Genomic DNA, 13,525 nt, shown 5'->3' on the forward strand with positions numbered 1-13,525 from the left:
ATCGTTGCACATGGGCTTCCGATGCTGATGTACTTGGGGCACATCCCGGCCCTCACAACTCTCGATCATTGTTGGCGAAGCGACGGCAAGAACGCGGTGGGGCCACCCCGGCAAACCCCGGCCATACCGCCAATCGGTGTATCCAATGCAATGCCCGCCATCGTTGCAAATGGGCTTCCGATGCTGATGTGATTAGGGCGCATCCGTGCCCTCACAAGTTGCGGTCATGATGCTTTCCTATCAAGCGGCAGCCGCCGCAGCTTCCAGCCGATCCAAGTCGTGCTGGGTGTGGGTAACACCGCCGTAATTCATGCGGCGGTATAGGCCTTTAAGAGTCGCTTCGTCGGTGGTGGCGGGCAATTCGATGCGCGTCAAGACCACCCTGTCAAACCGCCGTAGTTGCTCCGCCCTGGGGATGGCCGCATAAAGCACGCCTTCAAACACCTGCAAACGGCCTTCAATGAACTCTTGAATCGCAGTTACGCGCTGCTGCCCATCGATGAGCCAGTTCGAACCAGGTTTGACGAGGACCTTGCCGTCAGAGCCAGTAGACCAGTCCGGCGCGACAGTGACGATGGCTCCAGGCGGGAATCCCAGAAGGATGCCCTCAACGAAGGCCCGCTGGCGTTCGACATCCCAAACCGACGGGCGTTGCCAGGGCGGCAGTACTAGCGACAGCAACTGGCGCTCCCCAGCGGTGGTCGTCTCCACACGCCCCTCTTCCCATAGGCTGGAGATAGTGCGCGGGCAAGCAGTTCCTGACAGGAGGCGATCTGGTAGCGACATCATTTCTCTCATTGGCTAGACACCAATTCGGCCCGATGGCCTTTCTCAGCGGCACTCTCGAAAATGCGCTCGGCGGTGTCCGTGCGCTCTACCCACACGCGCCAGCCACCCCCGTTGGCAGCAATCTTTTCCGCGCTGGCCAAAGCCTCGGCGCGGGACATTGGATTGCCTGCGTACTTGGTTACCCGCGTGAACATAGCAGGGTTGCCCACCACGTAATTCAAATTCCAAATTTTCTTGGCCACATCCTCGTCCTATCTGCAATATTCTTGCACTGATACTAGGGTACATGTCCACCATGTCAAGAGCCCTTTTGCACGGGGCCGAGGACCATTTTTTCGGTGTCGCCAGTAGCTCGGTGCGCAAACCTTTGAATGGGGCCTATCCAGGCGAAAAGAGAAATGCGCTCTCGACGCGGAGTCGGAGAGATGACCCACATAGATCCCGCGGTTGAATATCGCCAATGCTGCAAGGAGCTCTCGTTAGAGCCCGTGCAGCAAGGAAAAAGCCCCGCGGCTGATCCTTCGATCAGCGCGGGGCTCTTGGTTGAATTGCAGTCACGCATACCGAACATCAGGCAACTTCTTGCCCAAGTTCAGCATTGCGCGCATAGCCTTCTTGAAGTGATCTTCGCACGCCTTCCGAGCCAGATCGTCTGTGGCGAATTGCCCGATCTTCTTCAGAGGGTGGTCGTCACCTTTGTTCAAAGTGGCCGCTCCCTGCACAGTGGTGTAGACCCATATGCCAGGTCCTTTTTCTCGACCCGGCTGTCCAAGTCGAGCCACCAAATCCGAAATGATTGGAGTCATAGGTGCCATTTTCCTGAACCCTGCAAAGGACGGTACCGGCCCAGTTGGGCAACTGGTGCCCGTCCGAGTGGATGAACTGCAGCCCAGGCACATCTACCGATGTGTCCTGGGTGCATTTATTGGCGCGCGCGACAGGCCCGAAGGCCCGTGGCGTGCACCGTAATTGCTGATCCAGAGGATCAGCTGGCCAGCGCCGCAATGGAGGCCGGCGTGGTGCGGCGCTCGATCGCAAGACGCAGCCGGATGACAACCTCTTCAGCCAAAGCCTCAGGTGATGGCTGGTTCCTGCAAAATTCGCTCCCTGCGATGAGGGATCTGTGCATTCCCCAAAACGGCCGCCCCTGGTCCACCCAGAGGTGGACGGCGAAGCCGTCGTTGTACTGGCGAGAGACTCTCGGCGAGCTTCTCATCGTGGGCCTGTAATGCAGCTCCGGGTGAAAGTAGCGAACCTCCACCTTTAGCTGAGACTCATCGCTGCTGTCGTAGACAGCGCGGCGCCCGAATACGCTGAGCCCTGCGTCTGAGGACAAGATCTCGCAACCCAGATTCCAGTTCAGCTGCTGATCCAGTGCACGGGATGTTGCCTGTGCGAACGAGTGGCCATCAGGCAGCTGGACCTGGCTCATCACCAGGCTGGCAAAGCAAAGGAAGTCTTTGCGGACCCTTGCGCGGCCCTGCTCGAGAGTGAGCGGGGCCTCGCACGTTCCGTAGCAAGCAACGGGCGCAGCGGCGCCAAGGTGTGGATTCACCATGCTCATCCTCCTTTCAGAACAGGGCCGACTGGCCAACACACTCGGACACCGCAGGCAGGGCAGGGGTGTCCACTGGCGGCGCGAAGCCGTCGAAGTCATCCTTGCGGAGCTTCTTCTCGGCGGCGCGGTCGATCGCGTGCTTCACGTTCAAAACGGATACCTCGTAGGTCAAGAGGTGGGAGCCCCGCTTGCATTGCAGCTCAAGCTTCTCTGCCTCCACTTTTGAGATGAAAGCGCCAGTACAGCGCTTGTAGTCGCTGAACACGATCGTGCCCAGCCTCTGACCAACAAACGGGCGCAGTCTTGCGCGCGCATCGTCTTCAGCAGCGTGGACCTTGCGAGCATCCAGGTACCTCCGCGCGTAGTAGCAGTCCATGCCAAAGACGCCGCCTTCTACGCGAAAGTTCTCAAAGTTCGCCTGGTCAGCCTCTTCGGAAAGGCCAATTGCGCGAGCGCAGTGCTCCCGGACTTCGCTGGTGTAGTACAGCCCGGCATCAAGTGCAGACTGCACCTCGGCGATAACCAGCTGCTGGTTCGCGGTGGGGACGAACCCACGCCGCTCACAACCAGACCAGTGGTCGTGAAGAGAAGACCTGCCTTCAGGTAGTTTGTACATTTCGATCTCCATGAGAAATGAAGACGAGCACAAGCCCAATCGGGCCGGATTTGCCCGTCTGGGATTGAACGCCGGCCACGAGGTGACCGACACAGAAGAATGGACTCAGGCAGACAGCCTGAGAGGCAGCTGCGAGCCCTTTGTTTGCATCACCCGGGCGGCTGCAGCGGACATCCACCGGGTCATCTCCTTCGTCCGATGGGAGAAGGTGTTGGAGTGACCAGCGCTGCGTGCCTTCACGCGCGCTGCGAAGTCCCAGCTCATTGAGTCCACCGAGCCTACCCAGCCCAGCTTCTGCACTTCCTGGAGCGCGGCTCCCTTCACCCCGAACAGGTGAACCTTGGACGCCGCCGGCAACTTCCCGTCGAGCGACCGCAGGACGGCGTAAAGACCGTGCTCTGGATGGTGGAGATCGCGGCGGCATACCGAACCCAGCCCGATTAGGCGAGGCGGTGCCAGCCACGGCTCCCAGCGTTGCCAGACCTGCAACAGAAGATCAAGGCTGCGCTGGTAGTCGCTTGTGGACCACCCTTGAAGGATGGGCACCGGCGGCGGCAGCATGCTCGCCACGGTGTCGTTGGAGCAGGTCTTGGCCAGCTCGTTCTGCCAGGCGTAGATGATTCGCAGCGTTCCTTCAAGCAGCGTTGCTGTTGCTCGAACGCGATAGTCGACCTCCGTCGGGCTCGCGGCGAGCTGCGGCTCCGCGCAAAGGTCAGGTTGGCTGAACCACTCAGGTCGAAGAAGGCCGGCGAGCTCGATGTACTGATGGAAGGTCCAAGGGAACACCCCGGCAATGCCGGGCTGCCGCCCCTTGGCCTGGTACAGCGAGACCGCAACGAAGCCCGCGGAGTCGAGTGCGAACGGAACCTCGTACAGGTCCGAGGCCTCGGGCACAGCGAATTCCCCCTTCTTCGGATTCCAGAAGGCGTTCGCGCTCACCATGGCCGAGTAGCCTTCGTTGAATGCATGAAAAGCCAGCTTACCGCCCTTGTGCGGTATGCCGACGCGCACCAGAAGCCCGTCTTTGACCTGTGCGTTGATTTGCCCCATTGGGACGTTGGACATAGTGCTTTCTCACTTGAAAGAGACGAGCACCCGGCCCGGAAGGCACTTGGTGCCCATCCGGGTGAATAGATTCCAGGACGTCGGTTCGACGCTATCCAGAGGTTGGCTGCGAGGCCAGCTGTTGGGCCTCACGCCACCAGCCCGGCAGCGCCTCAGTGGCCCAGCCGAAGTGTGTGAAGTCGGGAACTCCGCGGTCGGCTATCTCGGCGAGAAAGGCGAACCGCACATTGTTGGCCTCCGCCAGGTCATGGACCTGTCCAAGCGCATCGAGAGAAGCACTGATGCGCCCAGCCCGATCCGCCAGTTCAACGGCCAGAAAGTGCCCGTCTCCGCGGGCGCGCCGCACCCCTGAGAGGGCAGCAGCGATATCGTTCAGCCGGCACATGTGAAGGCCGATGGCCTGCAGCACACGCAGTGGGATGGGTTGGGCCAGGCCGCCTATCGCGCATGAGCTGCTTTCGCAGCGCAGCTGCCGGATGGGCGTCTCCGCGTTGGGTGAAAGTCCCATCGTCATTGGGAGACCACCTTCAGCTTGTCCCCCAGCAGGGCGTCGCACTGAAGGACTTCACGATCTGCCCACTCGTCACCATTGGCATCGCGATCGGCCGAAGTCGGAGAAGCCAACAGGTCGCGATAGCACTGCACAGCGGCCGCAAGCAGCTCCACTTCCGACGGGGTGAGCAGCACCACAGCGGGCTGTATCTCGTCGCCAAGTGGCGAGAGCGCCAGGGCAGGGCGGGATGGGGTAGTGCCGGAGCCATTGCCGGACGGCATGTTGAATTTCATGAACCTATCTCCAAGGGGTTGAAGACGGGCACTGGCCCTGTGGGCACGAATGCCCATCAGGGATTGAATCGCCTCGTAGAGGCTGTTGGCGCTGGATGTTTTCAGTCCCCAGCTGGGACCTTCGTTGACCAGGCAAGCCAGGTCGCGTGAAACTCGCTTTCCAAAAGGCCCAAGTCGGTCGACCTTTTGGAAAGCGGTCGCCCGAGGGCGACGCTTCCATGATTGTGCACCATCGCACGATGCTCCCGCCGTGCTGACAGCATGGAAAGCGGCCTGCACGGTAGAGATGCATGCCCCTGGACCCTAGTGGGTCCGTGACGCACTGGCTAGCAGGCGCGCGAGGTCATGCCGGGGCATAGGACAAGTGGTCGTCGGCGCCGACTATGTCGAGAAGACGCGAGCCGATGGCCACGCCAGTAAGCTCCTCGAGCGTATGGCGGCCCTCGATCACCAGGGTCTCGTCGCGGTCTGGCTCGAAATTGCATTCGAGCACTGCCTCGGCTTGGCCCTGAGTCAGCGCTGCGGGGGCCCACACCACGTAGGTGGACTCACCCTCCCGATGGGTGTGGGTCACAGTGAATGGCTTGAGGCGATCAATCGCTTGAGCTTCCTGCAGCAGGGCCAAGGCTTGAGCCCTCAGCAGCAGCGCGCGGTCGATGTCGCGTTCCAGCTGTGTCGATGGCTCCTGCCCGATGGAAACGCCGGACAGGGGTGAATAGCTGTAGGCCAAGCCGAAGTGATCCGCCAGCACAGCGATGGGCTGGGCCTCGGTCTCGACTGCCACGTCAGTGTTCTTGCAGAAAGCGCTGAAGTAGAACTCGTCGACTGTCACCACCAGCATGTCGCGATCAGTCCGCCGTGGGATCAGATCAGCACCATCCGCAGAGCTGCGCGGGTAGGGCGCCGGATCGTGGCGGAGGAACTGGGCACGATAGTCTGGCCGCTCCAGCTTGTAGACGTGATTCTCGTCCACCACCGCTGCGAGCCTGACAATCTCTCGCGCCAGCTGCTCGTCCACTTCAAAGCGAGCCATGAAAGGAGCTGTGGGTAGGCCTTCGCCACCAGTGACTGCTACGGTGTAGCACTTTGCGGCCCTTGCACAGGCCAGACCCTCGGAGCTCTGGGCTGCGCAAATCGGAGGCGGCTTTGGGGTTGTGTTGGCAATGATGTCCATTTTCAGAATCCTGTTGGCTGAAGATGGGCACTGCCCCACGGGCAGCGCCCGTGGGGGTTGAAGAAAGTACCGTCGCGACTGCGGCGGTTAGGTGCTCAGACCAAGCCGATGCGGTCGACCAGCCAGTTGTAGTCGGCTCCAGTCGGGCACCGTTCCCTTGAAGCCATCTGTTCCTCGTGCTTTCGCAGGTCATCTCGCAGAGCGGTCAACGCTGCCAGAGCTTCAGGGCGCGACGCGGATCCAGGGGATAGCGCCTCGATCGCTTTGTCCAGCACTGCGACGTTTTCTGGTGACCGACCCCGAGGGCTCCGATGACCTAGCAGCATCCTGATTTCTGCACGGTTGCCTTCATGGTCATCGCACACAAAGGTGCCGTCGCTTTCAAATCCGCCGGCGGCTATTCCGCCCTCGGTCAGGATGCATTCGAAGGTGTGCTCGGAATTGGACCAGGTGAAGCGCACAACCTGGTTGTCGCATTCGCCCGAGGCCTGCGCCACGGACCAGGCACAAGTTTGCGCCCCGTTGTCGATGGAGACAGCCGTCGCGCTCGCCAGGATGCGCAGAAAGTCTGCAGTATCTGCAGGCCGGATAGTTGCGGAATTAGTGGATGTCATTGGTCTCTCAATGGCTACGAGAGGCACCGCCACCCGTCGGGCACTAGTGCCCCTCTGGGTTGATGAATATCCTATGCCCAAGACGCCCGTAGGCGCGCAAGGGACGGCTAGAACTTGCCGATGAAGCCCTGCGGAGGATGGCGCTTCAGGCTCGAGCGGAGCTCGGGCGCGACCTCGACGGCAGCCTGAATTGCCCAGGTGAGGCCATCGATCAGCTTGCCCTCTGATGCGACGTTCAGTCGTGCCTGCTCTGCAGCGGACAAGTTGCCCAGCCGAGCAGCTGCGCGAATCAGCAGTTCGCCGGCCGCAGCAATGACGGCGGTGGTTGTTCGGCTCTCAGGTTGTTCCAAAGTGCGATCCTTTCGGAATTGGGATGGACCTGGCGCCGGGGGCAACAAGGCCCATCGGGGATTGATTCGCCGAAGGGCGAGGTTGAGCAGGCGGTCTGCGCGCAATCAGTTCAGTTGCGCCTTGCGCATGCGAATCGGACGCCCCGTGAACGGGGGCGGGGGTGCTATACAACGCACCGTCAAGGCCGAAAGCCCTGGGAGACGGAAAGCATAGCGAACTCGTCAGCCTTGGCAACTGTCTGCGTCGCTGCGCGGCCCAAGGCCCCAGGCACTCACCTGCTTGCGAGGGTGGACGTTTCCAGCTAGCCTGCAGCGGTTTCACGGCCTCGCGCTTTGAACGTGCATCCATGTGCACATCCCGCTGCCCGTCCAGGGCGGCCTCAAGAAATCACTTTCACCCCAGGGGCGACACCGCTCCGAGGGACTGGGTCGCCTCGCAAAGTAGGGACCCAGACCATGAGCTTCCAAGCACGTGCATCCGGCACGCGGCCATCCCCCACGCCAGCTTCAGCGCAGGCTTCGCCAGGTCGCGCAGCGAACTCCCTGGCCACCGCCGGCGCTGGCCGCAGCACACCAGGTCAGCAGGAAAGGCGGCTTGCTGCCTACGACAGCCAGTTCCACGCCCTCTACGGCCCACCTGGACGCAGTTCACGACCAGGCCTTCGGCTCTGATCGGGGCCGCCCAGATCGAAGGGAGCACCGCGAGCAGCTGGTGCTTCATCAGATCTACACCAGCACCAAGCCCTGGCGTCACCAGACGCCAGGGCTTTTCTGCTTCCGGCCGGGCACAGCGCTTGATGTTCGGTGGTGAATCTTCTAAGTGCGCGACCTGAAGCTGGGCGAAAATTCTCGCCACATTGAAGGATCACACATGCCATCAGCGATCACCGAGACCCTGTCTGAGGTAATGCCCAACGACCGCTGCAGAAGTCGTTGGCTGGAGCTGCTGGGCAAATTCACGAGCGCCGACAAAGTGGAGCGGGGGGTGTTGGTCAATGAAGGCCTGTACTACGTGTACGGCCTGTACGACCTGGGGCAGATCAGCCCTGTCGAGCGCGACGAACTACGAGGCGTGCTGTTTGCCCACGACCGATTGCCATTGCTCACACCCTGACTGCCAGGCGGCTCCGCGGCCGCCAGGTGTTCTGTGACCACCCTTTCGGGCAGGCCGGTGCTACGTCAGCGCCTGTCGTCCACCACGTTGAATTCGAATCGAAACTGCACCGCCACCTTCTCCGGCAGGGATAGCACCAGGCGCGTCTCCACCGGATGCAGCACCGTGGATCCGTCGGCGACCAGGGCCCCCTTCTCGACCGCGAGGACCTCCTCTTTTGAGGTGACGGTCCTGCGGGTTGCGGTCCAGTCGAATTCACCCGTGCGGACTTTCCACTTCTGCAGCCAGGACCAGATTGCCACCAGCTCAGTATCAACTTCGGGCACCTGACCTCGGGAGGTAGTGGCCTGCCCGGTGAAGACGTAGCGTTCGCCGCTGAGCGCCCATTTGAAAAGTAGGTGTGCCATCAATCGATCCATGTCTATCGCAGAAACTCGCAACCGGTGAGCATAGCGCCGGCAAACAACGCTCAGCAGGCCGGCCAGGTCACCTGGTGCGCGTGCAACACCAGGCTGTTGCAAGCAGATGCCGGCGGAGCAGCACGGCTGGCACAATGCCAGCCCGGCCAGGAGAAAACCTTATGCCCCACATCATCATCGACAGCCGGGAGAGCCGCTCCCCGGTTTTCGCCGAGTTGCACCGCACGCAGGGGATCACCGTGGAGGTGAAAGAGCTGCCTTGTGCCGACTACCTACCGCATGAGCACTATGGCGTTGAGCGCAAGGATGCTACGGACTTTGTGGCCTCGATCATGGATCGCAGGCTGTTCGCCCAAGTGCGGCGGATGAAGGACGAATATGAGCGCCAATGTTTCATCATTGAAGGCAACCCGTACGCGACCCGCTCCGCGATCGCTCCCGACGCGATCCGAGGGGCGCTGTCCTACTTGATGGCCATCGAGGGGGTATCGGTGGTCACCGTCCCGAATGCCACGGAAACTGCACTGCTTCTGGTCACCCTGGCGCGCCATCTGCAGGAAGGCCTGGGCTGTGAGGTCGCACTGCGCGCCAACAAGCCCAAAGATCTGGGAGATTTGACACAATTCCTCGTAGAGGGGCTTCCAGGCATAGGGCCCACGGGAGCAAAGGCCCTGGTGTCGAGGTTCGGCAGCGCGCATGCCGTCTTCAATGCGTCCGTTCCAGATCTCTGCTCGACGCCCGGGGTCGGCAAGAAGACTGCGGAGCGTATTCACCTCGCGCTGCGCGCCGGGGGCCTGATCTCATCAGACGCGCCCCCAGAGATGCAAAACCTCGCCAAGGGCATGCCCGCAGCAACGGATGGCGTGTGAGCCGGGCTGGGCCATGAACGAGTTCCTGAATGCCTTGAGACGCGCAGCGCTGCATGGCAACCCAGTACAGATTGAGCGGCTATCGGGGGGCTCCGGCAGCTACACCTTCGAGGGCCGGGTGATGAGCGTCGATGCAACGGCCGGAAGCTGCGTCGTACAGCGCAGTGAGGAGTCGGGGCCCCGCCAATACTGGATCAGGTACTTGTTCAGGATCACAGGCCCAGACGGAGTGATGACCCCAAACGCAGAGGCGCTGTCGAAGCATGCGGAGGTCCTCGCCCAGCGGGAACAGCGAGTTGTCGATGGGCAGCGCGCGCTGGTCGACGAGGCGTTCGTTCCTGGGACAGCCCATGTCCCAAACAGACCCGTGGGCCGGGTACCTGGGACCATCAACGGAGAGCCCTGCGAGCTGTACGCTTTTCGAGCTACCAGCGATTCCACTCGACTGGTCATAGTGCACGCTGTCAGTGAAGTACAAGCCGTGCGATGCATGCGCCTCTTGGACGCTGACACCAGCATTTGGGACGTCTTCGCTGTCTACGTGAAGGCGCGCTTTCTGTGGCCTCCCTGGTTGACGCTTAGAAGGGATGCGCGGGCCGTCGCTGAAGGCCTGCGTGCTGGTGCCCCATGTCTGCCGGAACAACCAGAATGGAGTGTCCAGTCAGCGCGAGAGGAGCTATACGCCCGGGGCGGACTCACCTACGCCAACTACAGCCATATCGCGAGCCTCGAGTCGCTGGAGATCGAAGAAGGAGACGTCGAATCGCTGTTTCAGCTCGCAGACCGTGTCCCAGCGACCCTGTTCAACCGGTACCTCTCCGTGTCTTGGAAGTCGAATCAGTTCTTCGATGATCTGGAAGGGGTGAACACCGCTCAGCTAAAGCAGATGATCGAGTTCGGGCTGGCGCGCGAGCGTCCCCCTCCCTCGGCGCAAGAAGCGCTGGAACGCATGGCTATCTCGAAGCTGAGGGAACTCGTCGCACTGGCTGGGACCGGATTCAAAGCCAAGGGAGGAGATGCATTGCGGCACCACCTGCAGGCCCACATGACACCAGAGTTGTCTCGCGAGGCAGTCAGCAGAGCAAAGCGATCGAAGTACGAGATGCTTGCTCCGCCAAACTGGACCTGGGCTCAGTTCCAGTTCTTTAGACAGGACTACCGCAACCAGTTGGAGACGCTTCGGGAGTGGATGTGTTTCGCATCGGCCCCAGCTGAGGCTGCTAAGCGATTTTCTGCGATGGTTTGAGCGCACGTTGGGGAACACCGCAGAAGCTTGCCGAGGCCCTCGCTGTGCGTGTACGATCCTCCCGCCGGTGCTTTCACCGGCCTCCCTCCCTTGCAAGTGCAAGTTGCCCGCCTCGCGCGGGCCTTTTTTTTTCTGGCTTGCCTTCAGCTGTGTTTCGCCCCAGCTGAACGACTCCGCACATAAAGACAACGGCATGCTAGGGATCAAAGCGACCACCTGTTGAAGAACTCTGAACGCCCAAGAAACTTGTCGCTAGGCTCCCAGGCCGGCCAGCTTCCTTCGCTCTTGGGTGACCTTGGCGCGTTCCTCCAGCTGCTTCGCATAGGCTGCAAGGGCTTCAACGTCCGCAGCGAACTCAGCAGGCTCAGGTAGTGTCGGAGGGGCTTCGGTTCCACCTTCATGTGTGAACATGGAGCATCGAGTCATGCCGTTGTACACGGCGCTAGCGTCGCCGTCTTCTACCGAAACAGATCGCAGCCGGGTGGTCTCAACCGACACTCGATAGCGCCGCACTGTGCTCTGCAATAAGACGTCCTCTACGAGCTGCTCCCAAGTGTCACGCATACGCCGGTAGCCGTTGCGTACAAGGTCGTTGTATCCTTCGAAATCAGCGCTGGTCTCGAGGGCTGTCTTGGCTCGAGCGGCAAGCGCGCGAAGGTCCTCGATGCGGCCTTTTATCTTCTTGGCCTCGAATGGCAAGTCTTCAGAGGCCAGGCCCTTGCGATTCATATTGGCTGACAGGTGACGGTGTGCGTAACTCACCCCCTGGTCATCAGCGTAGTCAGTCAGTGCCAGTGCAAACGCCAAGTCGTGAGTAAAGACAATGACCTGCCGCTTCTTCGCCTCTACGACCAGCCGTCGTGCGATTCGATCTCTACGGCGGTGGTCAAGTGAAGACACTGGATCATCGAAAATCAGGCCGGAGTTGCCAGGCCCAACACCAATCTCGGCAAGAAACATCGCCAAGGCGACGACGCGCTGTTCTCCCTCGCTGAGAATGTGCGATAGCCGGGTCTTAGAGAACGGCGGAGTGGTTTGCAGCTTCAACTGCTGCAGACGGCCGCCCTTCTGCCCAATCATCTCGAGCAGGATCTGCTGGTTCGGGATGCCTAACACGCCGAGTTCGTTGGTAAACGCGGTTCTCAGCCCCTCAGTAACATGAGCGTCGAACAATTCAGTCGTCTTACGGGTCAAAGCTGCGGTGCTGCAGCTGCGAATTGCCCCCATCAATGCACCATTGCGCTTGTACTGTTCGATGGCCTGGAGAACGAGTGGAAGCAGCGGGCCAAGACGCTCTCGAGAGTCCAGATCTGCGAGCTGTTGAAGCTTCTCCGCGCGCTCCTGTTGAGTCATCGTCTGTTCCAGCGCCAGTGCCACCGCAGTCCTCTGCTCAACCCACGATTCGATTGCCTGAAATGGAGGCTCAGGGAGGGGCTCTAGTGTCCCAATCGTCCTCGAGCTAGCCATCTGGACCACTTTAGCTTTCCGGGCCGCCAACGCCACTGCATAGGCCTCTATAGACGCAGCCAGCTTTGGCTCATCTTCTTCGATCTCATCTAGCAGTGCGGTGTCTGTTGGAAGGGACTCGGGGCTCAAGGCCATGATGGCGCGCAGTATCCGGATGGTGGTTGCGCGCTGCTGCGCGAGCTGGTGCTGGGCATCATTCTCCAGATACTGCACAAAGGACCGCAGTCGGGTGGACGCCTCTTCCGTGAGTGGCTGCTGGCACAGAACGCAATTGGCACCCTGGTCAGGACCTGGAAACAAGTGGCCCGGGTATGCCTGCGTAGACACAAATGTCATCGCGCTTCGAAGCAGCACCTCCCAAGGTTCCGATCCAGTGCCTGCGACTAGAGCGCCATCTGCACGCAACTTGTCGGTTATGAGCTTGGATGCGCCCTCAGCCGCAACGAATGCGGCAAACGCTTGGCGTAGCTGCTGTATCTCGACGTCTTGAAGTTGTTGGGAGCACTCCAAAAGTTCCTGCGTGACACTGGACATCCGCCGCAACAGGCGCCTGATACCTTCCGCCTGCCGGGCGGGATCCTGGTGGTTGAAGAGCTTTCGCAGGGCGGTCTGGGTCTGACGTTCAACTTCCGAAAGACTGGCCAGTGCTTGGAACTCTTGCGGCGTACTGCGAGAACTCAGGCGTTCGTATTCCCGGCCCACCACATGCGGCCCAGCGAGGTTGGAAAGCGGGCTGAGGTCCAAACTATCTCCCTGCATCTCAGCCACGAGCCGCCCGTGGATCTCTGTCATCTCCGCTGCAAGCCCATGCATGACTTCCAGACCGCCAGGGACAAATAGGACCTGCGCCTGGCTGTCGAGGAAGACCCTTGCGCAGTTTGAGTCGAATACAGAGATCTGTGACAACGCTGACGGAGCTTCGGTGGCATCAATCCATTGCCCCGTTTTCGGCTCACCGGCTTGCAGCCAATCGATGGTGGCGCTTGGCGTGCCCACTGTCGCCGAAAACGCGTAGACGTTGGGGTACACGGCCTCAACACTGCGAGCTCGGCAGGCTTTTTTAAGCGCGCGCGCGTACCCCGACTTACCGGTGCCGTTGTAGCCGTAAACGACAGTGATCCCTTCGGGCTGGAATGTGAGGCACTGGGAGGAATCTAGGGCATTCAGGTGCTGTAGCTCGCGAAGCGCTCGCAACCGAATGTCTGCGCCTGGTTGCGGGTGCTCGGGAATTGCCGAGAGGTCAATGGGGACTGGCTGTCGGCCCATAGGGTCTGTCAGACCATGGTGGGACTTGACTAGCGCGACAAGGTCGGCCCGGTCTTCATCGGTCAGATTGCCCTGATTGATCAGTCTGCGAGCGCAGTCGCTCAGCCACGCCGGCTGCTCCGACAGCCAAACGGCAATGTCTTGAATTATTTGCATCGGATTCCTCCCAAGGGCTCACACGATACCTCTTGG

16 protein-coding genes are annotated in these 13,525 nt (G+C 60.8%); 3 read left to right on the top strand and 13 right to left on the bottom strand.

Translation table 11 applies throughout. The annotated features are described in order from the left end of the window. Positions 1–240: 240 nt before the first annotated feature. The 11 genes from ACSQ9E_RS33560 to ACSQ9E_RS33610 all read right to left on the bottom strand — a co-directional run bounded on the left by ACSQ9E_RS33560 (position 241) and on the right by ACSQ9E_RS33610 (position 6,952). Positions 241–711 (bottom strand): DUF262 domain-containing protein, encoded by a 471-nt coding sequence (locus ACSQ9E_RS33560; protein WP_436220441.1) that lies wholly within the window; start codon positions 709–711, stop codon positions 241–243. Positions 712–794: 83 nt separating this feature from the next. Then, positions 795–1,031, bottom strand: coding sequence for a hypothetical protein (locus tag ACSQ9E_RS33565; RefSeq protein WP_436220442.1), 237 nt, complete (start codon positions 1,029–1,031; stop codon positions 795–797). 312 nt (positions 1,032–1,343) lie between these two features. Then, positions 1,344–1,595: a hypothetical protein gene (locus ACSQ9E_RS33570; protein ID WP_436220443.1), complete on the bottom strand. Its 252-nt coding sequence runs from the start codon at positions 1,593–1,595 to the stop codon at positions 1,344–1,346. A 179-nt stretch (positions 1,596–1,774) separates the two neighbouring features. Then, positions 1,775–2,347 carry a hypothetical protein gene (locus ACSQ9E_RS33575; protein WP_436220444.1) on the bottom strand — a complete coding sequence of 191 codons (573 nt, stop codon included), beginning with the start codon at positions 2,345–2,347 and terminating at the stop codon, positions 1,775–1,777. 13 nt (positions 2,348–2,360) lie between these two features. Continuing rightward, the gene (locus ACSQ9E_RS33580; protein WP_436220445.1) at positions 2,361–2,963 is read right to left on the bottom strand and encodes a hypothetical protein; all 603 of its coding nucleotides are present in this window, start codon (positions 2,961–2,963) and stop codon (positions 2,361–2,363) included. 105 nt (positions 2,964–3,068) lie between these two features. After that, positions 3,069–4,028 (bottom strand): DUF7221 family queuine tRNA-ribosyltransferase-like protein, encoded by a 960-nt coding sequence (locus tag ACSQ9E_RS33585; protein ID WP_436220446.1) that lies wholly within the window; start codon positions 4,026–4,028, stop codon positions 3,069–3,071. A 91-nt stretch (positions 4,029–4,119) separates the two neighbouring features. Further along, positions 4,120–4,542, bottom strand: coding sequence for a hypothetical protein (locus ACSQ9E_RS33590; protein WP_436220447.1), 423 nt, complete (start codon positions 4,540–4,542; stop codon positions 4,120–4,122). Beyond that, a complete protein-coding gene (locus ACSQ9E_RS33595) occupies positions 4,539–4,814 on the bottom strand; it encodes a hypothetical protein (RefSeq protein ID WP_436220448.1) in 276 nt (91 codons plus the stop codon). The genes ACSQ9E_RS33590 and ACSQ9E_RS33595 overlap by 4 nt, the downstream gene beginning before the upstream one ends. Before the next feature lie 343 nt (positions 4,815–5,157). After that, complete coding sequence (locus ACSQ9E_RS33600) at positions 5,158–5,847, bottom strand: hypothetical protein (RefSeq protein ID WP_436220449.1); 690 nt, start codon at positions 5,845–5,847, stop codon at positions 5,158–5,160. Between the two features lie 236 nt (positions 5,848–6,083). Continuing rightward, complete coding sequence (locus tag ACSQ9E_RS33605; RefSeq protein WP_436220450.1) at positions 6,084–6,602, bottom strand: hypothetical protein; 519 nt, start codon at positions 6,600–6,602, stop codon at positions 6,084–6,086. Positions 6,603–6,709: 107 nt separating this feature from the next. Continuing rightward, entirely contained in the window at positions 6,710–6,952 is a 243-nt protein-coding gene (locus ACSQ9E_RS33610; RefSeq protein ID WP_436220451.1) for a hypothetical protein, read from the bottom strand. A gap of 871 nt (positions 6,953–7,823) precedes the next feature. Here ACSQ9E_RS33610 and ACSQ9E_RS33615 point away from each other — a divergent pair. Further along, positions 7,824–8,066, top strand: coding sequence for a hypothetical protein (locus tag ACSQ9E_RS33615; RefSeq protein WP_436220452.1), 243 nt, complete (start codon positions 7,824–7,826; stop codon positions 8,064–8,066). Positions 8,067–8,131: 65 nt separating this feature from the next. Here the strand turns inward: ACSQ9E_RS33615 and ACSQ9E_RS33620 are convergent, their stop codons facing one another. Beyond that, the gene (locus ACSQ9E_RS33620; protein ID WP_436220453.1) at positions 8,132–8,473 is read right to left on the bottom strand and encodes a hypothetical protein; all 342 of its coding nucleotides are present in this window, start codon (positions 8,471–8,473) and stop codon (positions 8,132–8,134) included. 173 nt (positions 8,474–8,646) lie between these two features. On the opposite strand from ACSQ9E_RS33620, the gene ACSQ9E_RS33625 reads away from it, so the two are divergent. Together ACSQ9E_RS33625 and ACSQ9E_RS33630 are read left to right on the top strand one after the other, a co-directional pair. Continuing rightward, entirely contained in the window at positions 8,647–9,354 is a 708-nt protein-coding gene (locus ACSQ9E_RS33625; RefSeq protein WP_436220454.1) for an ERCC4 domain-containing protein, read from the top strand. 13 nt (positions 9,355–9,367) lie between these two features. Next, a complete protein-coding gene (locus ACSQ9E_RS33630) occupies positions 9,368–10,600 on the top strand; it encodes a hypothetical protein (RefSeq protein WP_436220455.1) in 1,233 nt (410 codons plus the stop codon). 252 nt (positions 10,601–10,852) lie between these two features. Here ACSQ9E_RS33630 and ACSQ9E_RS33635 read toward each other — a convergent pair whose 3' ends face one another. After that, the gene (locus ACSQ9E_RS33635) at positions 10,853–13,489 is read right to left on the bottom strand and encodes an AAA family ATPase (RefSeq protein WP_436220456.1); all 2,637 of its coding nucleotides are present in this window, start codon (positions 13,487–13,489) and stop codon (positions 10,853–10,855) included. Positions 13,490–13,525: the final 36 nt, after the last annotated feature.

Origin of the sequence: Acidovorax sp. LjRoot118 (genome assembly GCF_964253575.1) — a bacterium.
GTDB lineage: Bacteria > Pseudomonadota > Gammaproteobacteria > Burkholderiales > Burkholderiaceae_C > Acidovorax.